24 protein-coding genes are annotated in these 25602 nt (G+C 73.6%); 14 read left to right on the top strand and 10 right to left on the bottom strand.

What is annotated here, in order from left to right; translation table 11 throughout:
- Positions 1 to 48 precede the first annotated feature (48 nt).
- Positions 49 to 651 carry an EAL domain-containing protein gene (locus SJY06_RS00965; protein ID WP_380163714.1) on the top strand — a complete coding sequence of 201 codons (603 nt, stop codon included), beginning with the start codon at positions 49 to 51 and terminating at the stop codon, positions 649 to 651.
- Between the two features lie 50 nt (positions 652 to 701).
- On the opposite strand, the gene SJY06_RS00960 is transcribed toward SJY06_RS00965, so the two are convergent.
- From SJY06_RS00960 to SJY06_RS00950, 3 genes are all read right to left on the bottom strand, one after another.
- Positions 702 to 2999 carry a (Fe-S)-binding protein gene (locus SJY06_RS00960; protein WP_380163712.1) on the bottom strand — a complete coding sequence of 766 codons (2298 nt, stop codon included), beginning with the start codon at positions 2997 to 2999 and terminating at the stop codon, positions 702 to 704.
- 80 nt (positions 3000 to 3079) lie between these two features.
- Positions 3080 to 3226, bottom strand: a complete 147-nt coding sequence (locus tag SJY06_RS00955; RefSeq protein ID WP_380163710.1) for a hypothetical protein — start codon at positions 3224 to 3226, stop codon at positions 3080 to 3082.
- A 7-nt stretch (positions 3227 to 3233) separates the two neighbouring features.
- Positions 3234 to 3545: a DUF4235 domain-containing protein gene (locus SJY06_RS00950; RefSeq protein WP_380163708.1), complete on the bottom strand. Its 312-nt coding sequence runs from the start codon at positions 3543 to 3545 to the stop codon at positions 3234 to 3236.
- A gap of 188 nt (positions 3546 to 3733) precedes the next feature.
- On the opposite strand from SJY06_RS00950, the gene dnaK reads away from it, so the two are divergent.
- The 5 genes from dnaK (at position 3734) to SJY06_RS00925 (ending at position 9047) form a co-directional block, all read left to right on the top strand.
- Positions 3734 to 5599, top strand: coding sequence for a molecular chaperone DnaK (gene dnaK, locus SJY06_RS00945; protein ID WP_380163706.1), 1866 nt, complete (start codon positions 3734 to 3736; stop codon positions 5597 to 5599).
- Positions 5596 to 6249, top strand: coding sequence for a nucleotide exchange factor GrpE (gene grpE, locus SJY06_RS00940; protein ID WP_380163704.1), 654 nt, complete (start codon positions 5596 to 5598; stop codon positions 6247 to 6249). Before dnaK ends, grpE begins: the two co-directional genes overlap by 4 nt.
- 37 nt (positions 6250 to 6286) lie before the next feature.
- Positions 6287 to 7507, top strand: coding sequence for an EAL and HDOD domain-containing protein (locus SJY06_RS00935; RefSeq protein WP_380163702.1), 1221 nt, complete (start codon positions 6287 to 6289; stop codon positions 7505 to 7507).
- 80 nt (positions 7508 to 7587) lie between these two features.
- Positions 7588 to 8625 carry a DnaJ C-terminal domain-containing protein gene (locus SJY06_RS00930; RefSeq protein WP_380163700.1) on the top strand — a complete coding sequence of 346 codons (1038 nt, stop codon included), beginning with the start codon at positions 7588 to 7590 and terminating at the stop codon, positions 8623 to 8625.
- Complete coding sequence (locus SJY06_RS00925; RefSeq protein WP_380163698.1) at positions 8622 to 9047, top strand: heat shock protein transcriptional repressor HspR; 426 nt, start codon at positions 8622 to 8624, stop codon at positions 9045 to 9047. Before SJY06_RS00930 ends, SJY06_RS00925 begins: the two co-directional genes overlap by 4 nt.
- Positions 9048 to 9128: 81 nt before the next feature.
- Here SJY06_RS00925 and SJY06_RS00920 read toward each other — a convergent pair whose 3' ends face one another.
- Together SJY06_RS00920 and SJY06_RS00915 are read right to left on the bottom strand one after the other, a co-directional pair.
- Positions 9129 to 10661: an alanine/glycine:cation symporter family protein gene (locus SJY06_RS00920; RefSeq protein WP_380163696.1), complete on the bottom strand. Its 1533-nt coding sequence runs from the start codon at positions 10659 to 10661 to the stop codon at positions 9129 to 9131.
- A 99-nt stretch (positions 10662 to 10760) separates the two neighbouring features.
- Entirely contained in the window at positions 10761 to 11615 is an 855-nt protein-coding gene (locus SJY06_RS00915) for an HAD-IIA family hydrolase (RefSeq protein ID WP_380163694.1), read from the bottom strand.
- A 90-nt stretch (positions 11616 to 11705) separates the two neighbouring features.
- On the opposite strand from SJY06_RS00915, the gene clpB reads away from it, so the two are divergent.
- The gene (gene clpB / locus SJY06_RS00910) at positions 11706 to 14321 is read left to right on the top strand and encodes an ATP-dependent chaperone ClpB (RefSeq protein ID WP_380163692.1); all 2616 of its coding nucleotides are present in this window, start codon (positions 11706 to 11708) and stop codon (positions 14319 to 14321) included.
- A gap of 6 nt (positions 14322 to 14327) precedes the next feature.
- Here clpB and SJY06_RS00905 read toward each other — a convergent pair whose 3' ends face one another.
- Positions 14328 to 15098: a hypothetical protein gene (locus SJY06_RS00905; protein WP_380163690.1), complete on the bottom strand. Its 771-nt coding sequence runs from the start codon at positions 15096 to 15098 to the stop codon at positions 14328 to 14330.
- Positions 15099 to 15234: 136 nt separating this feature from the next.
- Between SJY06_RS00905 and SJY06_RS00900 the strand changes: the two genes are divergently transcribed.
- Positions 15235 to 16716 carry a sugar porter family MFS transporter gene (locus SJY06_RS00900; protein WP_380163688.1) on the top strand — a complete coding sequence of 494 codons (1482 nt, stop codon included), beginning with the start codon at positions 15235 to 15237 and terminating at the stop codon, positions 16714 to 16716.
- Between the two features lie 110 nt (positions 16717 to 16826).
- Positions 16827 to 18431, top strand: a complete 1605-nt coding sequence (locus tag SJY06_RS00895; protein ID WP_380163686.1) for a M20/M25/M40 family metallo-hydrolase — start codon at positions 16827 to 16829, stop codon at positions 18429 to 18431.
- 277 nt (positions 18432 to 18708) lie between these two features.
- Here SJY06_RS00895 and SJY06_RS00890 read toward each other — a convergent pair whose 3' ends face one another.
- Positions 18709 to 19680, bottom strand: coding sequence for a DUF368 domain-containing protein (locus SJY06_RS00890; RefSeq protein WP_380163684.1), 972 nt, complete (start codon positions 19678 to 19680; stop codon positions 18709 to 18711).
- Positions 19677 to 20489 (bottom strand): exodeoxyribonuclease III, encoded by an 813-nt coding sequence (locus tag SJY06_RS00885; protein WP_380163682.1) that lies wholly within the window; start codon positions 20487 to 20489, stop codon positions 19677 to 19679. The genes SJY06_RS00890 and SJY06_RS00885 overlap by 4 nt, the downstream gene beginning before the upstream one ends.
- Positions 20490 to 20526: 37 nt before the next feature.
- On the opposite strand from SJY06_RS00885, the gene SJY06_RS00880 reads away from it, so the two are divergent.
- The 5 genes from SJY06_RS00880 to SJY06_RS00860 all read left to right on the top strand — a co-directional run bounded on the left by SJY06_RS00880 (position 20527) and on the right by SJY06_RS00860 (position 23955).
- Positions 20527 to 21372 carry an SDR family NAD(P)-dependent oxidoreductase gene (locus SJY06_RS00880; RefSeq protein ID WP_380163680.1) on the top strand — a complete coding sequence of 282 codons (846 nt, stop codon included), beginning with the start codon at positions 20527 to 20529 and terminating at the stop codon, positions 21370 to 21372.
- Entirely contained in the window at positions 21369 to 21977 is a 609-nt protein-coding gene (pyrE, locus tag SJY06_RS00875; RefSeq protein WP_380163678.1) for an orotate phosphoribosyltransferase, read from the top strand. The genes SJY06_RS00880 and pyrE overlap by 4 nt, the downstream gene beginning before the upstream one ends.
- Before the next feature lie 15 nt (positions 21978 to 21992).
- On the top strand, positions 21993 to 22715 hold the full coding sequence (locus SJY06_RS00870; protein WP_380163676.1) for a DUF3137 domain-containing protein: 723 nt from the start codon (positions 21993 to 21995) through the stop codon (positions 22713 to 22715).
- 77 nt (positions 22716 to 22792) lie between these two features.
- A complete protein-coding gene (locus tag SJY06_RS00865) occupies positions 22793 to 23353 on the top strand; it encodes a LemA family protein (protein WP_380163674.1) in 561 nt (186 codons plus the stop codon).
- 119 nt (positions 23354 to 23472) lie between these two features.
- The gene (locus tag SJY06_RS00860; protein WP_380163672.1) at positions 23473 to 23955 is read left to right on the top strand and encodes a TrmH family RNA methyltransferase; all 483 of its coding nucleotides are present in this window, start codon (positions 23473 to 23475) and stop codon (positions 23953 to 23955) included.
- 26 nt (positions 23956 to 23981) lie between these two features.
- On the opposite strand, the gene SJY06_RS00855 is transcribed toward SJY06_RS00860, so the two are convergent.
- A complete protein-coding gene (locus tag SJY06_RS00855) occupies positions 23982 to 24470 on the bottom strand; it encodes a hypothetical protein (protein WP_380163670.1) in 489 nt (162 codons plus the stop codon).
- A complete protein-coding gene (locus SJY06_RS00850) occupies positions 24403 to 25596 on the bottom strand; it encodes a beta-carotene 15,15'-dioxygenase, Brp/Blh family (protein WP_380163668.1) in 1194 nt (397 codons plus the stop codon). The genes SJY06_RS00855 and SJY06_RS00850 overlap by 68 nt, the downstream gene beginning before the upstream one ends.
- Between the last annotated feature and the right edge of the window lie 6 nt (positions 25597 to 25602).

The following is a 25602-nucleotide window of genomic DNA, read 5'->3' as shown; positions in this document are numbered from 1 at the left end:
GCCGTCCCGCCATCCCCGCAGGGCCCCCGCTGACCCCATACTGTCGCCATGCTGACCGACCCCGACCAGGCACCGACGATGGCCGTGCAGGCGATCCTCGACGCCACCGGTCAGGAGGTCGGGGTCGAGCTGCTGTTCCGCCACCCGCCGGCGACGTCCGCGCCCGAGATGAGCTCGGAGGCCGACCACGAGTTCGCCACCACGACGGTGGTCGACCTGCTGCACGAGATGGACGGCACGACCGGCTGGCTGTTCGTCAACGCCCCCCGGGCGTTCCTGGTCGGGGAGCAGCCGCTGCCCGAGGCCGACGGTCGCATCGTGGTGGAGGTGCTGGAGGGCGTGGCGGCCGACCCGGAGGTGGTCGCGGGCGTGCAGGACCTGCTGCGGCGCGGCTACAAGATCGCCGTCGACGACTGGGAGGGCGGCGAGGACCGGGCGGCCCTGATGGCCCACGCCGACTTCGTCAAGGTCGACCTCGAGGCCCTCACCGCAGCCCGGCTGCCGGCCGTCGTCGACCAGGCCCGGGCGCTGCGCCCGGGCATCACCGTGGTGGTCGAGCGGATCGAGACCGCCGACGACCTGCGGGTGGCGGTCGCGGCCGGGGCCGACCTGTTCCAGGGCTTCCTGCTGGCCACGCCCGACCTGGTCTGAGCCCCGGCCCGACCGGGCTCAGGTCCGACCGCGCCCAGGCGTGGCCGCCCTCAGGCCTGGCCGGCCTGCTCGGGCGTCCGGTCGCGACCGCGGCTGACGGCCTCCAGCAGCAGCTGGGCGACGTCCAGCACCTCGGTGGTCTCGGGGGCCTTCTGCTCGCCCTGCAGGCTCGTCAGCCCGTCGGACATCATGACCCGGCAGAACGGGCAGCCGACGGCGATCGCCCCCGCCCCGGTGGCGACGGCCTCCTCGGTGCGGTTGACGTTGATCCGGGTGCCGAGCTTCTCCTCCATCCACATCCGGGCCCCGCCGGCCCCGCAGCAGAAGCTGGTCTCGCTGTTGCGCGGCATCTCGGTCAGCGTGGTCCCGCTGGCCTCGATGAGCTCGCGCGGCGGGGCGTAGACGCCGTTGTGCCGGCCCAGGTAGCAGGGGTCGTGGTAGGTGACGTCGCGCCGCTCGGTCGCCGGGGCCGAGACGGGGACGAGCCGCTTGTCGCGCACCAGCCGGTTGAGCAGCTGCGTGTGGTGGACCACGTCGAGGTCGGTGCCCAGCTGCGGGTACTCGTTGCCGAGGGTGTTGAAGCAGTGCGGGCAGGTGACGACCACCTTGGTCCGGCCGTCGCCCTTGGTGGTGCCGATCTCGGAGAACGTCTCGACGTTCTGCGCGGCGAGCATCTGGAACAGGAACTCGTTGCCGGCCCGGCGGGCGGGGTCGCCCGTGCACGCCTCACCGGGGCCGAGCACCGTGAAGGTCACGCCGGCGGTGTGCAGCAGCTCGGCCACCGCCCGGGTCGTCTTCTTGGCGCGGTCCTCGAACGCCCCGGCGCAGCCGACCCAGAACAGGTAGTCCACGCCGGACAGGTCCTCGGGGTCGTCGGCGCCGCCACCGCCGACGACGGGCACCGGGAACGGCAGGTCCTTGGCCCAGTCCAGCCGGGCCTTGGCCGCCACCCCCCACGGGTTCTGCCGCTTCTCCAGGTTGCCGAACAGGCCGTTGAGCTCGTTGGGGAACGCGGACTCCAGCAGCACCTGGTGCCGGCGCATGTCGACGATGGTGTCGACGTGCTCGATGTCGACCGGGCACTGCTCCACGCAGGCGCCGCAGGTGGTGCACGACCACAGCACGTCCTCGGTGAGGGCGGCGCTGCTCAGGAACGCGTTGGACAGCACGTCGTCGTGGACCTCGGCCGCCGTCGGCAGGCTGCGACCCTGGGCGCCGCCCGGGCCGACGTAGTCACCGCCCCCGGCGACCTCGCCCACCAGGGGCCGGTCCGGGGTGGCCTCGCCCGCCAGCAGGTAGGGCGCGTCGTCGTAGGCCCGGGTGCGCAGGGCCGTGATGAGCAGCTTGGGGCTCAGCGGCTTCTCGGTCTGCCAGGCCGGGCACTGGTCCTGGCAGCGGCCGCACTCGGTGCAGGTGGTCAGGTCGAGCAGGTTCTTCCAGGTCAGGTCCTGGGCCTTGCCGACCCCCAGGGCGGCGTCCTCGTCCAGCTCGTCGGCGTTCTCCAGGTCGACCGGGGTGCCGTCGATCGTGATCGGCTGCAGCGCGCCCAGGCTGGTCCGGCCGTCCGCGTGCCGCTTGAGCAGGATGTTGAACGGCGCCGTGAACCGGTGCCAGGCCACCCCCATGGTCGGGGTGAGGCCGATGACGACGAACCAGGCCATCGACACGACGATCTTGGTGGTCGCGACCACGACGATCGCCACGCCCAGCGGGCCCTCGCCCAGCCCGGTGAGCGCCTGGCCGAGCCACGCCGTCAGCGGGTAGTGCAGCGCCGTCGCGGTGTCCGCGCCGGCCACGGCCTCGTAGGCGTACTCCAGCGCCCGCAGGGCCAGCACGCAGACCGCGATCGCGACGATGGTCGCCTCGACGTAGTACGCCTGCCAGGTGGTCGAGCGGTAGAACCGGCTCCACCGGCCCGACGTGCGCGGCCCCTGCACCTGCCGGACGACGACCAGGGTCAGGATGCCGAGCAGGGTGAGCCAGGCGATGGCCTCGACCGCCCACTCGTACGGCGGGAAGTGGCCGATCACGGGCAGCACGAACCCGGGGTCGCCGACCTGCCCGTAGGCGGTGACCAGCGTGCCGATCAGCGCGACGAAGCCGACCATGACGAACCAGTGGGCGGCCCCCACGACGGGGCGGCGCAGCATGCGGGTGTGGCCGAGCACCTCGCGGACGGTCGTGACCAGGCGCGTGCCCAGGTGGTCGGTGCGGGAGCGGTCGGCCTGGCCGGTGCCCAGCACCGCGACCATCCGCCCGATCGTGGCCGCGAACAGCGCCACCCCGGTGACGCTGACGGCGACGACCACCACCAGCGCGACCGTCTGCACCACCTGTGACGACTCCACGTCGAGCTCTCCCTCTGCCGGTTGCTGCCGGCGATGTTACCCGCCGGTAACCGCGACGGTGCGGCTACCGGGTCATCGGCTCACAGCACCGAGAGCAGCCAGCCCAGGGCGATGAACAGGAAGGGTGCGGCCACGGCGAGCATCCCCACGATGATCAGCACCGCGACCAGCTTGGCCCCGGGCGAGACCTGGCCGTCGGGGGTGCGGCCGCGCAGGAACCTCAGCACGTCGTGCTCACCGCCGGCGCCGCGGCGTGCTGGCGTCGCCGGTGTACGGCGTCTCCATGGCCTCCGGCAGCCGGTTGCCCTTCTGCTGCACCTTGGCCGCCAGCTGCCGCGTGGCCATGGTGCGCACCGCCGTCACCAGGGCCCCGCTGATCGCGGCGAAGAGGATCGCCTCGACGGCGCGCACCTCGGGGCTCTCCGGCTCCTCGGGGGCCTCGTGGCCGGTCACGGCCTTCCAGGTCACCAGCAGGGCCTTGTTGACCACCGCCAGGGCGACGAACCGGAAGAGGATGGACGCGAGCTTCCACACGGGAGTGGGCATGGCGTCGACCCTGCCCGGTGGTCGCCCCGGCGGCAAGGCCAGCCCGGACCGAGGCGGACTTGAGTGCGACAGGCTCAAGAACGGCGGCAGTCAACTTGACACCCCGGGGCTCAAGGCGGACTCTTGTCGGCAGGACACACCCGCGTGACCGCGCGGGTCGTACCCGCAGACGAAGGAGAACAACCCCCATGGGCCGTGCAGTCGGTATCGACCTGGGCACCACCAACTCGGTGGTCGCCGTCCTGGACGGCGGCGAGCCGAGCGTCATCGCGAACGCCGAGGGCGGGCGCACCACGCCGTCCGTCGTGGCCTTCGCCAAGAACGGCGACGTGCTGGTCGGCGAGATCGCCAAGCGCCAGGCCGTGACCAACGTCGAGCGCACCATCCGCTCCGTCAAGCGGCACATGGGCACCGACTGGTCGACGGCGATCGACGACAAGAAGTACACCCCGCAGGAGATCAGCGCCCGCGTCCTGCAGAAGCTCAAGCGTGACGCCGAGGCGTACCTGGGCGAGCCCGTGACCGACGCCGTCATCACGGTGCCGGCGTACTTCAACGACGCCGAGCGCCAGGCCACGAAGGAGGCCGGCGAGGTCGCGGGCCTGACCGTGCTGCGCATCATCAACGAGCCCACCGCGGCGGCCCTCGCCTACGGGCTGGAGAAGGGCAAGGAGGACGAGAACATCCTCGTCTTCGACCTCGGCGGCGGCACGTTCGACGTCTCCCTGCTCGAGGTGGGCAAGGACGAGGACGGCTTCTCGACCATCCAGGTCCGCTCGACCTCCGGCGACAACCGCCTGGGCGGCGACGACTGGGACTCCGCCGTCGTCGACCACCTGCTGGCCAAGGTCAAGATGTCGACCGGCGTCGACCTGTCCAAGGACAAGATCGCCATGCAGCGGCTGTCCGAGGCGGCCGAGCAGGCCAAGAAGGAGCTGTCCAGCTCCACCAGCACGAGCATCTCGCTGCAGTACCTGTCGATGACCGAGAACGGCCCCGTCCACCTGGACGAGCAGCTGACCCGGGCGCAGTTCGAGCAGATGACCGCGAGCCTGCTCGAGCGCACCAAGGCCCCGTTCCACCAGGTCATCAAGGACGCCGGGGTGTCGCTGTCCGACATCGCCCACGTGGTGCTGGTCGGCGGCTCCACCCGCATGCCCGCCGTGACGGCCCTGGTCAAGGAGCTCACCGGCGGCAAGGAGCCCAACAAGGGCGTCAACCCGGACGAGGTCGTCGCGCTCGGTGCGGCCCTGCAGGCCGGCGTCCTCAAGGGCGACCGCAAGGACGTCCTGCTCATCGACGTCACGCCGCTGAGCCTGGGCATCGAGACCAAGGGCGGGCTGATGACCAAGCTCATCGAGCGGAACACGGCCATCCCGACCAAGCGCTCCGAGGTCTTCACCACCGCCGACGACAACCAGCCGTCCGTGCTCATCCAGGTGTTCCAGGGCGAGCGCGAGCTGGCCCAGCACAACAAGCCGCTGGGCACCTTCGAGCTGACCGGCATCGCGCCGGCACCGCGCGGCGTGCCGCAGGTCGAGGTCACCTTCGACATCGACGCCAACGGCATCGTGCACGTCAACGCCAAGGACCGCGGCACCGGCAAGGAGCAGTCCATGACGATCTCGGGCGGCTCGGCGCTGCCCAAGGACGAGATCGACCGCATGGTGCGCGAGGCCGAGGAGCACGCGGAGGAGGACCGCACCCGCCGCGAGGAGGCCGAGACCCGCAACCAGGCCGAGGCGCTGGTCTTCCAGACCGAGAAGTTCCTGGCCGAGAACGGCGACAAGGTCCCGGCCGGCGAGCGCGAGGAGGTCGACACCGCCCTGGCCGACCTCAAGAAGGCCCTGGAGGACCCGGCCACCCCGGTCGAGGACGTCAAGGCCAAGGTCGAGGCCGTCAGCAGCTCCAGCCAGAAGCTGGGCGCCGCGATGTACGCCGCCTCGGAGCAGCAGGCCCCGGCCGGCGACGCCGGTGACGCGGGCGAGCAGCCCGCCGCCTCCGACGACGACGTGGTGGACGCCGAGGTCGTGGACGAGGACGAGCGCAAGTGACGGACCCCGCCCACGACGGAGCAGAGCAGCGACCGGACGGGGTCGAGGCCGACATGACGCCGGCCGGCCCCGACGGCGTGGACGCGCCGCGCACGGAGCCGGGCAGCGACCTGCCCGGCGCCGTGCCGGACGACCTCGCCCAGGTGGCGGCCGAGGTCGACGCGGCCATGGCCGGGGCCGAGCAGGAGGCGCGGACCGCCTCGGGCGCCGAGGGGGCCGACCCGCTCGCGGCGGCCCTCGGGCTGGCCGAGCAGCGCCTCGGTGACCTGCAGCGCGAGCGCGCCGAGTTCGTCAACTACCGCCGGCGGGTCGAGCGCGACCGCGAGGTCGCCGGTCTGGAGGGCCGCACCAGCGTGCTGACGGCCCTGCTGCCCGTGCTCGACGACATCGACGGCGCGCGTACCCACGGCGACCTCGTGGGCCCGTTCGCCGCGGTGGCCGACAAGCTCGACGCGGTGCTGCGCCGCACGGGCCTGGAGCCGTTCGGCGAGGTCGGGGACCCCTTCGACCCCGCCCTGCACGAGGCGCTGCTGCACGACGGCGACACCCAGGTGGACCAGCCGACCTGCACCCAGGTGCTGCAGCGCGGCTACCGCATCGGTGATCGCGTGCTCCGTCCGGCTCGCGTAGCGGTGGCCAGCCCGCAGTGACGTAAAGCCCGGGCGCCTGCCTGCCGACGATCACCGTGTGACCGTTGAGACGACTGCCGACCTCAGCACGGTGCTCGTCGGCAGGCAGGGCATCCACCGTGCGTCCGGCGGGCTGGCGGCCTACGAGCTCCTGTTCCGCCAGCTGCCGATCGCCTCGCTGCAGACCGAGGCCGACCACGAGAGCGCCACCGCCCAGGTGATCAGCGCCGTGTTCGGCGACTTCGGCGTCAGCGACATCGCGGGGCCGCACCCGCTGTTCCTCAACGTCACCCGCGCGTTCCTGGTCGGCGAGATCGCGCTGCCCGACGCCCCCGACCAGATCGTGGTCGAGGTGCTGGAGCACGTCGTGCTCGACGAGCAGGTCCTGGCCGGCATCGAGCAGCTGCGCTCGCTCGGCTACCGGATCGCGGCGGACGACTGGGACGGCACCCCCGAGCGCGACCCGCTGGTGGAGCGCTCCGACATCGTCAAGATCGACCTGTCCGCCGTGGACCGCGACGGCCTGGCCGACATGGTCGCCCGGGCCCGCGCGCTGCGTCCGGGCATCGAGGTCGTCGTCGAGCGGGTGGAGACCCAGGCCGACGCCGACCTGGCCCGCGCGGCCGGCGCCGACCTGCTGCAGGGCTTCCTGCTCGACCGGCCGCAGACCGTGAGCGCCGCCGTGATGACCCCCTCGGACGTGGTGTGCCTGCGGCTGCTCGGGGCGCTGGCCAACGACGCCGACGTCGCGGAGCAGGAGCGGCTCGTGGCCTCCGACCCGGGGCTGGCGCTGCGCGTGCTGCGCATGGCCGGCAGCCCGGCCGGCGTCGGCAAGCCCGTGCGCTCGGTCCAGCAGGCCGTGGTGCTGCTGGGCCCGCGCAAGCTGAGCGCCTGGGTCGTGCTCATGGTCCTCGGTGGCTCGTCCCGGATCCCGGCCGAGCACGTCGTGACCATGCTGGCCCGGGCCGGGGCGTGCGCGCGGCTGTCGCCGACCCGCCCGGACGTCGCCTACACCGCGGGCCTGCTGTCGGCCGTGGCCGAGGTGCTGGGCGCCGACCCCGCCGCCACGGTGCGCTCCAGCGGCGTCGACCCGTCCATCGCCGAGGCCGTGCTGCACGGCGAGGGTCCGGTCGGGGCCACGCTGCGGGCCGTGGTGGGCCACGAGCGCGCCAACCCCGAGGTCGTCGTGGCCAACGGGTTCACGCCCTACGTGGTGTCGCGCGCCTACCTGGAGGCGCTGCGCGAGGCGCTGGACACCTCGCGCTCCCTGCACGCCTGAGCGTGCCGCTGGACGTGCCGCTGAACGTGACGCGGCAAACTTGACACGCCTAGACGCAACCTTGCACCCTGAGCCCCATCATGACTGGACAGGACTGGCTCGAGAAGGACTTCTACGCCGTCCTCGGCGTGCCCAAGAACGCCGACGAGGCCGCGGTCAAGAAGGCCTACCGCGCGCTGGCCCGCAAGCACCACCCCGACGCCAACGGGGGTGACCCCGCCGCGGAGAAGCGGTTCAAGGAGGTCGGCGAGGCCTACTCCGTGCTGTCCGACGCCGAGAAGCGGCAGCAGTACGACGCCGTGAGGGCCATGCGCTCCGGGGCCCGGTTCACCGCCGGCTCCGGTGCCCCCGGCGCGGGCGGGGCCGGCTTCGAGGACCTGTTCGGCGGCATGTTCGGCGGCGCGCCCTCGGCCGGTCGGGCTCGGCCCGGGTACCGGCGCAGCCGCGAGGGCTCGGCCGAGTTCGACGACCTGCTGGCCGACCTGCTCGGTCAGCAGGGGGGCGGCGGGTTCGCCGGCGGGGCCACCCGCGGGCCCGAGAAGGGTCGCGACCTGGCCGCGACGGCCCGGGTCGGGCTGGCGCAGGCGCTGCAGGGCACCGAGGTCACCGTCCAGGTCCTGGACCCCGTCGCTGGCGCCCGCTCCGTGCACGCCCGCCTGCCCGGCGGGGTCCGGGACGGGCAGAAGGTCCGCGTGCGCGGCAAGGGCGCCCGGGGCTCCGGCGGTCCCGGTGACGTGCTCGTGACCGTGCGGGTCGAGCCCGACGAGGTGTTCTCCTGGGACGGCACCTCCCTCAAGGTCAGCGTCCCCGTGACGTTCGCCGAGGCGGCGCTCGGGGCCACGGTCGCGGTGCCGACGCTGGAGGGCGTGGCCCGGCTCAAGGTGCCGGCCGGGACGCCCTCGGGACGCACGTTCCGGCTCAAGGGGCGCGGTCCCGCCGTCAAGGGCACCACCACCGACGTGCTCGCCACCGTCGTCGTCGCCGTGCCGCAGAAGCTGTCGGCCGCGGCCCGGGCGGCGGTCGAGGCGCTGCGCGAGGCCGAGGGCGACGCCGACCCGCGGGAGGGTCTGCTGGCCGCCGCCGAGCGGTCCCGCAGCCGGGCGGGTGCCCCGACGTGAGCGAGCGGGTGCTGCGGCGGGCCTACGTCATCTCGGTCGCGGCCGAGCTGGCCGGGATGCACCCCCAGACGCTGCGCCAGTACGACCGTGAGGGTCTGGTCATCCCCACCCGCACCCCGGGCGGCGGCCGTCGCTACACCGACGAGGACATCGACCGGCTGCGCGAGGTGCAGCGGCTGTCCCAGGAGGAGGGCGTCAACCTGGCCGGGATCCGGCGCATCCTCGAGCTGGAGGAGGAGACCCGGCAGCTGCGGGGCGAGCTGGCCGAGACCCGCGACGAGCTGCGTCGCACCCGGGAGGCCGCCGACCGCGTGTTCGCCGCCGGCGCCGGGGGCGACATCGTGGCCCTGGCGCCGGGGCGCCGGCCGCAGCGCCGGCAGCTGTCCACGGCTCTCGTGGTGTGGAGCCCGCGCCGCGACTGAGCCGCCCGCGCCAGCAGGGCCCACGCAGCAGGCCCGGTCCCCCACGGGGGGACCGGGCCTGCTGCGCACGGACGGGGTGGCTCAGCCGACCGGGTCGCGGTCCTTGACCGGGCGGACGACGCCGCTGCGGCGGTCCGCCTGGTACTCCCGCAGCATCCGCGACACCTCGGGCATCAGCAGGTACAGGCCGAAGATGTTGACCAGGGCGCAGACGAACAGCATGGCGTCGGCGAAGTTGAGCACCGCGCTGAAGGTGAGCACCGTGCCGATGACGATGAACACGCAGTAGACGACCTTGAACACGAGCTCGCTGACGGTGCTGCGGCCGAACAGGGTGGTCCAGGCCTTGAGCGTGTAGTACGACCACGTGATCAGGGTCGAGAACGCGAACAGCACCACGGCGAAGGCCAGCACGATCGGGAACCACGGGATCACGGTGGCGAACGCGTCGCTGGTCAGCACCACGCCGTCGGGGCTGGGGTCCTCGCCGGCGGCGTAGGAGTCCCGGGCGGCCAGCCACGAGTCGGGCCGCGCGATGACGATGGTCAGCGCCGTCATGGTGCAGATGATCACGGTGTCGATGAACGGCTCGAGGAGGGCGACGAAGCCCTCGGTGACCGGGCGCTTGGTCTTGACCGCGCTGTGGGCGATCGCGGCCGAGCCGACGCCGGCCTCGTTGGAGAACGCCGCCCGCTGGAAGCCGACGATCATCACGCCGAGGATGCCGCCGGTCACGCCCTCGGGGTTGAACGCGCCCGAGACGATCTCGCCGAAGGCGCCGGGGATGTCGGCGGCGTTGAACCCGATGACGGTCAGGCAGCCCAGCACGTACAGGATGGCCATGGCCGGTACGAGCCGGCTGGTGACCTTGGCGATGGACTGGATGCCGCCGATGATGACCAGGCCGACGATGACCGCGACGACGAGGCCGAACACCAGCGACGCGCCGCCGCTGCCCAGCGGGCCGTCCTCGCCGCCGGTCACGTTCTCGACCTGCGCGAACATCTGGTTGGCCTGGAACATGTTGCCGCCGGCCAGGCCGAAGGCGAGGATCGCGACGGCGTAGACGCCGACGAGCACGGTCGGCAGGATCGGCACCCGCAGCTTGGCGAAGGCGACCTTGAGGTAGCGGAACGGCCCGCCGGTCACGGTGCCGTCGGCGTGCTCCTCGCGGAACGCGACGCCGAGCGTGCACTCGACGAACTTGGTGGCCATGCCCAGCAGGCCGGCGACGATCATCCAGAAGGTCGCGCCGGGCCCGCCGATGGACACGGCGACGGCGACGCCGGCGATGTTGCCCAGGCCGACCGTGCCGGACACCGCGGCGGTCAGGGCCTGGAAGTGGGTGACCTCACCCGGGTCGTCCGGGTCGTCGTAGCCGCCGCGGGCCAGCGCCACGGCGTGCCCGAAGCCCCGGATCTGGATGAACCGGTAGCCGATGGTGAACACCACCGCGCCGATGATCAGCCAGGCGACGATCCACGGGACCTCCGCGGACCCGATCCTGACGGGGTAGAAGATGGCGCCGCCGACGGCATCGGACAGCGGCGTGAAGGCCCCGTCGATCGCCCCCTCGACGTCGGAGATGACTCCGCTCGGCAGGACCGTGCTCATACGGGCTCCTCGGTGGGCGTTGGGCAGGTTGGGGAACCGTAGTGTCCGGTCTGTGCCGTGCGCCACAGCGGAACGGCCGGGCAAGGCCGGTCCGACGGCTCAGACGAGCTCGACCAGCTCCGCCACCGACCCCCGGACCAGGCTCGGTCGGTACGGGAACCGCTCGACCTCGGAGGCCTTGGTCACCCCGCTCAGCACCAGCACCGTGCGCAGCCCGGCCTCCATGCCGGACACCACGTCGGTGTCCATCCGGTCGCCCACCATGGTCGTGGACTCGGAGTGGGCGCCGATCAGGTTCATGGCGTAGCGGAACATCATCGGGTTGGGCTTGCCCACCACGTAGGGCCGCTGCCCGGTGGCCGCGGCGATCAGCTCGGCGACCGCGCCGCACGCCGGCAGCGGGCCCTCGGGGGAGGGGCCGGTGGTGTCGGGGTTGGTGGCGATGAACCGGGCCCCGCCCTCGATCAGCCGGATGGCCTTGGTGATCGCCTCGAAGGAGTACGTGCGGGTCTCGCCCAGCACGACGTAGTCGGGAGCGGTGTCGGTCAGCACGAAGCCCGCGTCGTGCATGGCCGAGGTCAGGCCGGCCTCGCCCACCACGTAGGCGCTGGCCCCCGGCCGCTGGTCGGACAGGAACGTCGCCGTGGCCAGCGCCGAGGTCCAGATCTCCTCCTCACGGATCGCCAGGCCCATGCCGTGCAGCCGGGCCGACAGGTCCCGGGCGGTCCAGATCGAGTTGTTGGTCAGCACCAGGAACGGGCAGTCCCGCTCGCGCAGCGCGGCCACGAAGTCGTCGGCCCCGGCGATCGCCTTGCCCTCGCTGACCAGGACGCCGTCCATGTCGGTGAGCCAGGCCCGCGACTCGAACTCGTCCCCCTCGTCGCGGCCCGCGTCGCGCACCTCGTCGGCCTCGTCGGCCCGCTTCTCGATCGTCCGGTCCTTGCTGGTCGCCATGGCGCGAGACTAGACCGCCGTGAACTTGACTGGACTCGGCTCAACTCTCATCATTGAGCCAGTTCGACTCAACTGCCGAGGAGGCCGTCCGTGGACCTGAAGCTGACCACCCGGAGCCAGGAGGCGCTGTCCACCGCCGTGCACCGGGCCACCACCGGCGGCAACCCGTTCGTCGAGCCCGCCCACCTGCTCCAGGCGTTGCTGGTCGACCGCGGCGGGGTGCCGGCCGGTCTGCTGGAGGCCCTGGGGGTCGACGCGACCCGGCTGCGGGCCGCGGTCGACGCCCTGGTCCAGACCCTGCCGAGCGCGTCGGGGGAGTCGGTGACCGAACCCCGGGTCGCCCGCAGCACCCACACGGTCCTGTCGACCGCGGGCGAGGAGGCCCGGACGCTGGAGGACGCGTTCGTGTCCACCGAGCACCTGCTGCTGGCGCTGGCCGCCGACACCGGCCCGGCCGGCAAGGCCCTGCACGACGTGGGTGTGACCCGGGACGGCCTGCTTGCCGCCCTGCCGGGGGTGCGCGGCGGCGGCAAGGTGACCAGCGAGGACCCGGAGGCCACGTTCGACGCGCTGCAGAAGTACGGCCGCGACCTGACCGCCGACGCCCGCGAGGGCCGTCTCGACCCGGTCATCGGCCGCGACGCCGAGATCCGCCGGGTGGTGCAGGTGCTCAGCCGGCGCACCAAGAACAACCCGGTCCTGATCGGCGAGCCCGGGGTCGGCAAGACCGCGGTGGTCGAGGGCCTGGCCCAGCGCATCGTGTCCGGCGACGTGCCGGACTCCTTGCGCGACAAGCGCCTGGTCGCCCTGGACCTGGGGGCGATGGTGGCCGGGGCCAAGTACCGCGGGGAGTTCGAGGAGCGGCTCAAGGCCGTCCTGGCCGAGATCCAGGCCGCCGAGGGCCAGGTCGTCACGTTCATCGACGAGCTGCACACCGTGGTCGGGGCGGGGGCGGCCGAGGGATCGATGGACGCGTCCAACATGCTCAAGCCGCTGCTGGCCCGGGGCGCCCTGCGCCTGGTCGGGGCCACGACGCTGGACGAGTACCGCCAGCACATCGAGAAGGACGCCGCGCTCGAGCGGCGGTTCCAGCAGGTGCTGGTGGGCGAGCCCAGCCCCGAGGACACCATCGCCATCCTGCGCGGGCTCAAGGGCCGCTACGAGGCGCACCACAAGGTCGACATCTCCGACGCGGCGCTGGTGGCGGCGGCCGTGCTGTCCGACCGCTACATCCCGGGCCGGCAGCTGCCGGACAAGGCCATCGACCTGATGGACGAGGCCGCGTCCCGGCTCAACATGGAGATCCAGTCCTCGCCGGTGGAGATCGACGAGCTCCGCCGGGCCGTGGACCGGATGAAGATGGAGCGGCTGGCCCTGCAGAAGGAGCAGGACGCCGCCTCGGTCGAGCGGCTGGGCCGGCTGGAGGCCGAGCTGGCCGACGCCGAGGAGCGGCTCACGGCCCTGCAGATGCGCTGGGACGCGGAGAAGGGCAGCCTCAACGCGGTCGGCGACCTCAAGCAGCGCATCGAGGAGCTGACCGTGCAGGCCGAGATCGCCCAGCGCGAGAACGACCTGGAGACCGCCAGCCGGCTGCTGTACGGCGAGATCCCCGAGGCCGAGAAGGCGCTGGCGACCGCCGAGGCCGGTGGGGCCCAGTCCGCGGGCGACCCCGACCGGATGGTCAACGCCAACGTCGGCCCCGACGACATCGCCGAGGTGGTGGCCGCCTGGACCGGTATCCCCACCGGACGCCTGCTGGAGGGCGAGACCGAGAAGCTGCTGCACATGGAGCAGTTCCTCGGCCGGCGCCTGGTCGGGCAGGAGGAGGCGGTGCGGGCGGTGTCCGACGCCGTCCGGCGCTCGCGCGCGGGCATCAGCGACCCCGACCGGCCGACCGGGTCGTTCCTGTTCCTGGGTCCGACCGGCGTCGGCAAGACCGAGCTGGCCAAGTCGCTGGCGGACTTCCTGTTCGACGACGAGCGCGCCATGGTCCGCATCGACATGAGCGAGTACGGCGAGCGGCACACGGTGTCGCGCCTGGTCGGGGCGCCCCCCGGGTACGTCGGCTACGAGTCCGGCGGCCAGCTGACCGAGGCCGTCCGGCGCCGGCCGTACTCGGTGGTCCTGCTCGACGAGGTCGAGAAGGCCCACCCCGAGGTGTTCGACGTGCTGCTGCAGGTGCTGGACGACGGGCGCCTGACCGACGGCCAGGGGCGCACGGTCGACTTCCGCAACGTCATCCTGGTGCTGACCTCCAACCTGGGCTCCGTCGCGCTGATGGACACCACGGCGTCGTCGGAGGACCGGCGGGCGGCCGTGATGGACGCGGTGCGGCGGGCCTTCAAGCCGGAGTTCGTCAACCGGCTGGACGAGATCGTCGTCTTCGAGCCGCTGAGCATCGAGCAGCTCGGCGGCATCGTCGACCTGCACGTCGACGCCCTGGCCCGCAGGCTGGCCGAGCGCCGGCTGACGCTGCAGGTCAGCGACGCCGCGCGGGAGTGGCTGGCGCTGACCGGTTACGACCCGGCCTACGGCGCCCGGCCGCTGCGGCGGCTGGTGCAGCGCGAGATCGGCGACCGGCTGGCGCGGGAGCTGCTGGCCGGGCAGGTCGCGGACGGGGACACCGTCGTCGTCGACGTCACGGTGGGCCCGGACGGGACCCGCGACGGGCTGAGCGTGCTGCCGGTGGCCGCGGTCGGGGTCTGAGCCCGGTCAGGGCAGGACGGGGGCGGTCAGGGCGTCCCCGTCCAGGTCGTAGACCACGCACGTGCCCTGCCGGTCGCCGAACAGCACCCACGACTCGCGGGTGGGGGTGAAGACCCACGGGTCCAGGTCGTCCCGGTCCACGCCGGCCGCCAGCAGCCGGTCGGTGATCTCGACCAGGCACGCGTCGTAGCCCTCGTCGAGGACGGGGTCGTCCCCGGGCCAGGTCCGGTCCTCCAGCTCGACCAGGGCGATCACCTCGCCGTCGTGGGGGACGTCGCACGGGACGGTGCCGACGTCGTAGAAGACGTCGGTCTCCGGATCAACGAAGCAGGTGCCGACCGTCAGCTCCTCGGCCGGCACCTCCTCCTCCGTCGTCCCCGCGGACGGCGTGGGGTCGGCCGCCCCGGAAGTCCCGGTCGACGCGCCGTCGGTGTCCGGCGCGTCGGCGAACCCGTCGCGGAACCCGTCGGCGAACCCGTCGCGGACGTCGGGCCACACGGGCAGGAGCAGGGCGACGGCCGCGGCCTGCAGCCCCCCGGCCAGCAGCGAGACCAGCAGCCCCGCGACCGCCAGCCCGCGCCCGCGGCGACGGCCGCCCGAGGTCCGGACCAGGCCGGCGACGGCGGTGACGAGGCCGACCGGGACCAGTCCGAGCAGGGCCGTGACCAGTGCCGTCACGGCCCAGCCGTCCACCGGGGGCCGCGCGGCCGGCGGGGCCCCCCACCCGCCGGGCAGGTAGGGGTCGGGCGTCTGGGGGTGGGGTGGCGCGACGGACATGGTCGGGACGCTACGGGCGGACCGATGACGACGGACCCGGTTTGGCCGACGACCACCCGGGGTACCCGCAGCCCAGGCGGCGTGGCCGGGTCCTGCGGCGGTGCGGGACGGGCGCCCGCGGGTGTGGAGGCCCAGCATGGCGACGGCAGACGGCGCAGGCAGCGGTACGAGGTCCGACGCGCACGGCGGGGGTGGCAACCACACCGCCCACGCGATCCTGATCTCGGTCGTCGCCGCGATCGGCGGGTTCCTGTTCGGGTTCGACACGGCCGTCATCAACGGCGCCGTGGACGCCATGTCCGCGGACTTCGAGCTGTCCGCCGGCCTCAGCGGGTTCGCGGTCTCCAGCGCGCTGCTGGGCTGCGCCGCGGGTGCGTGGTTCGCCGGCAGCGCCGCGGACAGGTTCGGCCGCCAGCCCGTCATGATCGCGGCGGCGGTGCTGTTCCTGGCCAGCGCGGTCGGCTCGGGCCTCGCCTTCGGCGTGTGGGACCTGATCCTGTGGCGGGTCGTCGGTGGCCTGGGCGTCGGGGTGGCGTCGGTCATCGCGCCCGCCTACATCGCCGAGATCGCGCCGGCCGAGATCCGGGGCCGGCTCGCGTCGCTGCAGCAGCTCGCCATCGTCACCGGCATCTTCGTCGCGCTGCTGTCCGACGCGTTCCTGGCCGGGGCCGCCGGCGGCGCGGCCGAGGAGCTGTGGGGCGGTCTGACGGCCTGGCGCTGGATGTTCCTCGCCGAGACCATCCCCGCGGTCGCCTACGGCCTGCTCGCGCTCACCATCCCGGAGTCGCCGCGGTTCCTGGTGGCCCGCGGCGAGGAGAGCCGGGCCCGGGACGTGCTGCAGAAGCTGATGAGCCGCGAGAACGCTCGCGAGCGGATCACCGCCATCAAGAACTCGCTCAAGGGCGAGAAGCTGGTCGGGCTGCGCAACCTGACCGGCGACCGGCTGGGGCTCAAGCCCATCGTCTGGGTCGGCATCTTCCTGTCGCTGTTCCAGCAGCTCGTCGGGATCAACGTGATCTTCTACTACTCCACGACGCTGTGGCGCTCCGTCGGCTTCGAGGAGTCCGACGCGCTGACCATCACCGTCATCACCTCGGTCACCAACGTGGTCGTCACCATCGTCGCGATCCTGCTCGTGGACCGGATCGGCCGCCGTCCGCTGCTGCTGATCGGGTCCACGTCGATGGCGGTCGCGCTGGCGACCATGGCCGTCTGCTTCTCGCAGGCGACCGGCACGGGGGACGAGGTCAGCCTGGCCGAGCCGTGGTCGACCGTGGCCCTGGTCGCGGCCAACGTGTTCGTCGTCGGCTTCGGTGTCTCGTGGGGTCCCGTCGTCTGGGTCCTGCTGGGCGAGATGTTCCCCAACAGGCTGCGGGCCCCCGCCCTGGCCGTCGCCGCCGCCGCGCAGTGGCTGGCCAACTTCGCCGTCAGCACGTCGTTCCCGTGGCTGTCGGAGAACGCGGGCCTGTCGTTCACCTACGGCGGGTACGCGCTCTTCGCCATCCTGTCGGGGCTGTTCGTCGCCACGCAGGTGCGCGAGACCAAGGGTCAGGAGCTGGAGGACATGACCGGCGCGACCGGGCGCACGCCGCGAAGGGATGCGGCCGCAGTCGGTTGATACTTGAAGTTCCTCCGCCCTCGTCCCGGTTGGTCGCGGATCCTTACGCTTTCATGCGTTCCGGGCTACGTTTCCGACCTCGGGACCCACAGGGAGAGGAACCCATGTCCATGGATCGGAACACACGCACCTGGCGGCTCGGCGCCGTCGCCGTCACCGCGGGGTCGCTGGTGGCGGCCTCGGTCGTCGCGCTGCCCGCCTCCGCCGCACCGGTCGGTCGGGCCTGCGAGAACCGGGCGAACCTGACCTACGGCAACCTGCTGGACTGCGTCACGGTGGAGGGGGTCGTCGAGCACCTGGAGGCGCTCCAGGCCATCGCGGACGCCAACGGTGGCAACCGTGCCTCGCAGACGCCGGGCTACCAGGCCAGCGTCGACTACGTGGTCGACGAGCTCGAGTCCTACGGCTGGGACGCCGAGGTCGTGCCCTTCACCTACGCCGCGGCCGAGACGGCGCTGGAGCAGCTGACCCCCGTGGCGGCCACCTACCAGCAGAACGCCGCGACCGGCACGGGCGAGGGCGACGTGACCGGGACCGTGATCCCCGTCGACATCAACCTGACCCCGCCGCGGGCCAACAGCAGCGGCTGCGAGGCGGCGGACTTCGAGGCCCTGGACTTCTCGGGCCCGGCCGACATCGCCCTGGTCCAGCGCGGCAGCTGCTCGTTCGCCATCAAGGCGCTGGCCGCCGAGGCCGCCGGGGCCGAGGCCGTCGTGATCTTCAACCAGGGCGACACCGAGGCCGCCGACCGCAACAACGCCCTCAACCCCACGCTGGGCGGTGAGGACGTGGTCGACATCCCCGTGGTCGGGACCACGTTCGCCGCGGGCCAGGCGCTCGCGCAGGCCGGCTCCACCGCGCGGGTGGCCATCGACTTCTTCGACGCGACGTCCTACAACGTCATCGGCGAGCTGGCCGGCCGCACCGACGGCAACGTCGTCATGGCCGGGTCGCACCTGGACTCCGTGCCGGCCGGGCCCGGCATCAACGACAACGGCTCCGGCTCCGCCGCGCTGCTCGAGGTCGCCCAGATGATGGCGAAGTCCAAGCCGCAGAACACCGTGCGCTTCGCGTGGTGGGGGGCCGAGGAGCTCGGTCTGATCGGCTCGACCGAGTGGGTCGGCCAGCGCACGCAGGCCGAGCTCGACGAGATCGCGCTGTACCTGAACTTCGACATGATCGGCTCGCCCAACTACTACTTCGGCGTGTACGACGCCGACGAGTCCAGCTTCGAGGCGCCGGTCGTCGTGCCGGACGGCTCGGAGGACATCGAGGCGACGTTCGAGTCCTTCTACACCCTGCGGGACGAGCCTTACGACGACTCCGCGTTCAGCGGTCGCAGCGACTACCAGGCCTTCATCAACAACGGCATCGCCTCCGGCGGGCTGTTCACCGGGGCCGAGGTCGTCAAGACCGAGGAGCAGCAGGACATCTGGGGCGGGACCGCGGGCGCCCAGTTCGACCCCTGCTACCACCTGGTGTGCGACACCATCGACAACTACGACGCCCACGCGCTGGAGGTCAACTCCGACGCCGTCGCATTCGCGGTCTTCCGGTACGCGGCCTCCACGGAGGACGTCAACGGGGTCGAGGGTCGCCGGGTCCCGGGCCGGTTCCTCGTCCCGGCCCCCGCCGGTCCCGAGTTCAGCTTCGCCGGTCCCCTCGGCGGGGACGACCACGGGCACGACCACGACCACGAGGGTGACGAGGACTGACCCTCGGCACCTCGGGCACCCCGGCACCACGGAGCCCGCGAGCGCAGCTGCGCTCGCGGGCTCCCGCGCGTGCTGGGCGGCCGATGTGCGCACGGGCCGATGTGCGCACGGGCCGATGTGCGCACGGGCCGATGTGCGCACGGGCCGATGTGCGTACCGACCAGCGACACGACACGCGGGCTCGCCGGGTCAAGACCCGCGTGGGTCGCGGTCGTGTCGCTCCTTGGTACGCCCGGCTGGGCGGCCGCCGCGGGGCCAGGGCCGTCGGCGCCCGGCGTCAGGGCGTGGGGTCCTGCAGCTCGGCCTTGCGGCTCAGCCGGGCGTCCAGTGCGCTCAGCGTGCCGACGACGATGGCCCCGAGCACGGCGATGACGACCACGCCGCCGATGCCCTCCAGGCCGCCGGAGGGTGCCAGCAGGCCGCGGTCCTCGGTCTGCCACGGCCACAGCGCCCGCAGCGAGCCGACCATCAGCCCGGCCATCGCCAGCAGGGTGACGTGGCGGTGGTGCTCCAGCAGCCAGCGGACCACCCGGACGAAGCTGCCCAGGCCGAGCACGGCGCCGACCGCGAACACCCCCAGGTAGGTGAGGTCGCGGTCGTTCACCGCGCCGATCGTCGTGTCGTACAGGCCGATGCTCAGCAGGAAGAACGACCCGCTCACGCCGGGCAGGACGAGCGCGCAGACCGCGACGGCCGCAGCCAGGGCGACCAGCAGCAGGTTCGGCTCGGCCTGCTGCGCCGGCGGCAGGCCGGTGAGCAGGAACGCGAACGCGGCGGCCCCGACCAGCACGGCCCAGTCCCGCAGGCCGCGCATCCGGTCCGCCATCCGCAGCGGCACGGCGACCGAGGCGGCGATGAACCCGAAGAACAGCCCGCGCATGCCGACGGGGTAGTCCTCCAGCAGCGGCTCGATGGCCGCCGCCCCCAGCACGACCGCCGCGACCATGCCGACCAGCACGGGCAGCAGGACCGACCAGTGGACCTGCCGCATCTCCGCCCGGGTCACGGCCCAGCCCTGGCCGGGACGCACCAGCGCGACCGCACCGCGCACGAAGTGGTCCGCGCCGGTGATGATGCGGTCGTACAGGCCGAGCACCAGCGCGAGCGTGCCGCCGGAGACGCCGGGGACGACCTCGGCCGAGCCGACCAGGGCGCCGCTGGCCAGGTAGCCCGGCAGGCGCGCGGGGTAGGACAGGTCGGTGCGGCCACCACGCTCGGCCGGGGTGGGACGGGCCGCCGGCTCGCTCACGCCTCGCCGCCGTCCAGCTCGACGACGACCGGGGCGTGGTCGCTGGGACCCTGCCCCGTGGTCGAGCCCTTGGGCTTGCGCTGGTCCCGGTCGACGAACGCGTGGCTGACCCGGTCCGCGAACGCCGCGTTGCCCAGCACCAGGTCGATCCGCATGCCGCGCTTCTTGGGGAAGGCCAGCTGCTGGTAGTCCCAGTAGCTGAAGACGCCCGGGCCCGTGACGGGCAGGACGACGTCGCGGAACCCGTCGTCGACGAAGCCCTGCAGCGCGGCCCGCTCGGCGGGGGTGACGTGGGTGTCGGTGAACACCGCCGGGTCCCAGACGTCGTCGTCGGTCGGGGCGATGTTCCAGTCGCCGACCAGGGCCAACGGCTGCTCCGGCGCGGCGGCGGTCCAGCCCGCCGCGGCCGCCCGCAGCGCCTTCAGCCACTCCAGCTTGTAGGCGTAGTGGGGGTCGGCGACCGTGCGGCCGTTGGGCACGTACAGGCTCCAGAGCCGCACCCCGCCGCAGGTCGCGCCCATCGCCCGGGCCTCGGTGACCAGCGGGTCGCCGAAGCCGGGGGCGCCGGGGAAGCCGACCTCGACGTCGGCCAGCCCGACGCGGGACACGACGGCGACCCCGTTCCACTGGTTGAGCCCGTGGTAGGCGACCTCGTAGCCGGCGGCCTCGAAGGCCATCACCGGGAACTTGTCGTCGGCGACCTTGGTCTCCTGCAGGGCGACGACGTCGACGTCGGCGGTGCCGAGCCACTCGACCACCCGCTCGAGCCGGGAGCGGAGGGAGTTGACGTTCCAGGTGGCCAGTCGCACCCGGCCACCGTAGGCCACGCCGATACCGTGGTCGCCCGTGAGCAGCCCACCCGGCACGACCCCAGGACCCACCGCCCCCACCGCGCCGGCCCGCCCGACGGCGCTGGTCACCGGACCCACGTCCGGCATCGGCCACTCCTTCGCCCGCGCCCTGGCCGCGTCGGGCCACGACCTGGTCCTGGTCTCCCGCGACGAGGCCCGGCTGGAGGTGACCGCGGCCGAGCTGCGCGGGCGCTACGCCGTCACCGTCGAGGTGCTGCCGGCCGACCTGTCCGACCGGGAGCAGGTGGCGCGGGTGGCCGAGCGGCTGCGGGACGCGGGTCGCCCGGTCGACCTGCTGGTCAACAACGCGGGCTTCGGCGTCAAGGGCCGCTTCGTCGGGGGTGACCTCGACGCGGAGCTGCGCCAGCTCGACGTGCTGGCCACCGCCGTGCTCGTGCTGTCCCACGCCGCCGCCCCCGGGATGGTGGACCGCGGCCGGGGGGCGATCGTCAACGTCAGCTCGGTGGCCGGGTTCGGGCCGATGGGCAGCTACTCCGCCGCCAAGGCCTGGTGCACGTCGTTCACCGAGCACCTGGCCGCGACGCTGGTGGGGACCGGGGTGACCGCGACCGCGCTGTGCCCGGGGTTCGTCCGCACCGAGTTCCACGACCGGGCCGGCATGGACGTCGGCAGCCGGTCCTCCGGCTGGTGGCTCGACCCGGACGACCTGGTCGAGGACTGCCTGCGCGACGTCCGCCGAGGCCGCGCCCTCAGCGTGCCCAGCCGCCGCTACCGCGCCCTGGTGGTGCTGCTCGGGCTGCTGCCCGCCGGCACCTACCGCGCCAGACTGCTGAACGCCGGCCGCCGCCGGACCGGGACCCACCGAGGAGACGACGCATGAGCGAGCCCACCCGCACCCCCGAGCAGCCCGCCGGCGCCGGCCGCACCGACGACCCGGGGGCCGGTGACGCCCGCAACCGGCTGGCCGCGCTGGTGGCCGAGCGCGCCGTGGTCCACGGCGAGGTGACGCTGTCCTCCGGGGCGACCGCCGACTACTACGTGGACCTGCGTCGGGTGACCCTGGACGGTGAGGTGGCCCCGCTGATCGGCGAGGTCATGCTCGACCTGGTGGCCGACCTCGAGATCGACGCCGTCGGGGGCCTGACCCTGGGGGCGGACCCCGTGGCCACGGCCATGCTCCACACCGCCGCCGCCCGGGGGCGCCGGCTCGACGCGTTCGTGGTCCGCAAGGCGGGCAAGGCGCACGGCCTGCAGCGCCGCATCGAGGGCCCGGACGTCGCGGGTCGTCGCGTGCTGGCCGTCGAGGACACCTCGACGACCGGGGGCTCGGTGCTGACGGCGGTCGAGGCGCTGCGTGAGGCCGGGGCCGACGTCGTCGCGGTGGCCGTCATCGTCGACCGGGGCACGGTGGCCGCCGCGAAGGTCGCCGAGGCCGGCCTGGGGTACCGCTACGCGCTGGGGCTGGCCGACCTCGGCCTGGGCTGACCGGGGACCGGGACGGTGGACGGGCAGTGGTTCGCCCCGGCGCTCGCCCTGCTGCTGCTCGCCGCGGTGCTGGTCGGGGTCGCCCTGTCGGTCGTCGCGGACCGGCGCCGCCGCGAGCGGCTGCTCGTCTGGTCGGCCGAGCGCCGCTGGGACTGGCGGGCCACCGACGAGCGTCTGGTGGGCTTCCTGCCCGGCGAGCCGTTCGGTCGTGGGCGCAGCCGTCGGGTCGGCAACGTCGTCAGCGGGACCTGGGACGGCCGGCCCGCGCTGGGTTTCGACTACCGGTACAAGGTGACGACGGGCTCCGGCAAGAACCGCCGCACCCGGACGTACCGCTACGCCGTCGCGGCGGTCCACCTGCCGGTCGCCCTGCCCCGGGTCCACGTCGGGCCCGAGAACGCGTTCCACCGGGTGGCGCAGGCGTTCGGCGTCGACGACATCGAGGTCGAGAGCCACGAGTTCAACCGCCGGTACACCGTCGAGGCCGACGACCGCCGGGCCGCGTTCTCGATCCTGCACCCGCGCCTGGTGGAGACCCTCAGCCGCGTCGAGCCGGTGGAGTGGCGGACCGACACCTCGGTGCTCGGCCCGGTCCTCGTCAGCTGGTGGCGGGGCTCGCTGGAGGCCGTCGAGCTGCAGCAGCGGCTGATCCTGCTCGACGCGGTCGTCGACTCGGTGCCGGACTACGTCTGGCGTGACGCGGGCTGGGAACCGGGTGACGCCGGTCAGCGCTCCTGACCCGGTCCGCGGCCGCCCCCTAGGCTCGGGACCAGGCCCCGGGACCGCCCGATGGCCCCGGCCGGGAAGGACCAGGCATGGAGATCGCCCTCGTCGTCGTCGGTGTCGTCCTGCTGCTGCTCGTGGTCTACGTCGTGGCGCAGTACAACGGCCTGGTCCGCACCCGGAACCTGGTGCAGGAGTCCTGGCGCCAGGTCGACGTGGAGCTGCACCGGCGCCACGACCTGATCCCCACGCTGGTCGAGACCGTCAAGGGCTACGCCGCCCACGAGCGCGAGGTGCTGCAGCAGGTCGTGCAGGCGCGCAGCGTGGCGGCCCGGGCCGGGTCGGGGGTCGCGGAGCAGGCGGCGGAGGAGAACGCGCTGAGCGGGGCGCTGGGGAGGCTCTTCGCGCTGTCGGAGGCGTACCCCGAGCTGCGCGCCAACGAGAACTTCCTCGCGCTGCAGACCGAGCTGGCGGACACCGAGGACCGGATCGCGGCGGGGCGGCGGCTCTACAACGCCAACGTGCGGGCGCTCAACACCAAGGTCGAGGTGGTGCCGAGCAACCTGGTCGCGGGCGCGGCCGGGATCGGGCGGGCCGAGTACTTCGAGGCGGTCGACCCGGTCGTGCGGGCGCGGCCCGACGTGTCGTTCTGAACGGCGCCGGCGCGCCGGAGCCCAGCGGCGGGACGGCCGTACCCGACCACGAGGCCCTCGACCCCGCCCTCGACCGGCGCAACGTCGAGGACCGCTACCGCGGCTGGAGCGTCGACGCCGTGCGCGCCGACCTGGCCGCCCGCTCGCACCCGTTCCACGTGGCGATCGAGAACCTGGCGCACGACTTCAACATCGGCTCGATCGTGCGCACGGCCAACGCCTTCAACGCCCGCTCGGTGCACGTGGTCGGGCGGCGGCGCTGGAACCGTCGGGGCGCGATGGTCACCGACCGCTACCTGGACGTCCGGCACCAGGCCGACGCCGCGACGCTGCACCACTGGGCCGCCGGGCAGGGCCTGCCCGTGGTCGGCGTGGACAACGTGCCCGGGGCCGAGCCGCTGGAGACCCTGGAGCTGCCCCGGGAGTGCGTGCTGCTGTTCGGCGCCGAGGGCCCGGGCCTGTCGCCGCAGGCCGCGGCCGGGTGCAGCCACCTGGTCGGCATCACGCAGTTCGGGTCGACCCGCTCGGTCAACGTCGGGGCCGCCGCCGCGGTCGTCATGCACGCCTGGGTGCGGCGCTGGGTGTTCGACCAGCCCGTCTGACGTGTCCGCGTGGTCCGGTGGCTGCGTCAGGGGGCTCCCACCACGAACACGCCCTCGACGATCTCGCCCTCGACCGTCACCTCCTCCTCGGACCATGTGACGTCACCCACGGTGCTCCAGTCACCGGCCAGGTCGGCCCCGCCCAGCTCGACGTCGAGCGAGGGCAGCCCGCACTGCGGGGGCGAGGACTCCAGCAGGGTCGAGCACAAGCGGGTCGTGCCCCCCTCGGTGACGGCCCACCCCCGGACCAGGAACGGACCGTCGATGCCGTTGCGGACCGCGTCTTCGACGAGCACCGAGCCGTCGGGTTGTGAGGTGACCCCGCCGGTCCCCGTGGGGAAGTCCTCGCAGTCGGCCGCCCCGGCCAGGCAGGCCCCGGCGGCGCCTCCCCCGGTCGAGGTGCCGGTCGCGCCCGCGGCGCCGTTCACCCCGTCCTGGGCCGAGCCCTCAGCCCCGCACCCGGTCAGCAGCAGCAGCGCCACGGCCGCGGTCGTCGTCAGCAGGTTCCTCGTCATGCGGGTTGGACGCGACCGGGGGCACGGCGGTTCCGGCCCCGGCCGACGCACGCCGCGAGCGGGTGGCGCGCACCTCGAGCACCGCCACGGCCAGGCTGTGCGGCACGGTGAGGGCCCAGATCACGGCGAGCAGACCTCCCAGGACCGTGGCCCCGGTCAGGCCCACCGCCAGCGCGGCGACGAGCACCCCGACCGTGGCGGGCACCCCGGCCCGGGCGGAGTCCAGCACCTCGGTCAGCGGTCGCCCCACGTGGCGGGGGCGCGGCCGCCCGTCCGGCCGCAGCACCTGCGCCAGCCGGGCCTGGTGGCGCAGCGCGTGCCAGAACGCGAAGTACACGGCGAAGGCGAGCAGCGGGTGGGCCAGCGCGGCCAGCGCGGTCAGGGCGGCTAGCTCGGTGGCCACCGTCGCGGCCCGGTGGTCGCCGCGGACGGCGGCCACCACGCAGCCCAGGACGGCGGCCACGCCGACCGCGGTCAGCAGGTCCGCCAGCAGCGGCAGCGGCGCCAGGACCGGGGCCAGCCGGGGGTCCACCGCGGCCAGCGCGGTCCCGGCCTCCCGGGACGCCAGCGGCAGCAGCACCACCACGGCGCCGCCGAGCGCGGCCACCCACGCCAGCGGGTCGCGCCAGCCGCGGGCCAGGCCCCGCTCGACGGCCACCCCGGCCTCGCCCGCCGCGAAGTGCGCGACGCTCAGCCCGAGGAACAGCGCGAAACCCAGCCGCGGGGCCACGAGGTACGCGGCCAGGCTCGCCAGCGCCAGGGCGACGTAGCCGACGACGAACCGCGCCCCCATGCCCTGCAGCGCCGCGACGGACGGGTCGTCCCGCACGCGCGCCAGCAGCCGGGCGAGCCGTCCCGCGCCGGAGCCGTCGTGGGTGCCGTCGTGGGTGCCGTCGTGGGCGCCGACCGGGGTTCGACCCGCGGGGCGGGGTCGTCCCGCCAGCAGCACCAGGTGGTCCAGCGCCCCGTGGGGGCTGCCGAGCGCGACAAGCCCGACCGCCAGCGCCCCGGCCACCCCGGTGCGCCAGGGCTCGCCGAGCGGGGCCAGCAGCACCGACACCGCAATCCCGGCGACGACGGCCACGGTGCCCGTGCGCGTGATGCGGTCCTCGGCCACCAGCGGCATGGGCCC

Origin of the sequence: Jannaschia sp. R86511, from assembly GCF_042466345.1 — a bacterium.
GTDB lineage: Bacteria > Actinomycetota > Actinomycetes > Actinomycetales > JBBAYJ01 > Aquipuribacter.
Note: the sequence above shows the minus strand (reverse complement) of the source record. Positions and strands in the feature narration are given on the sequence as shown.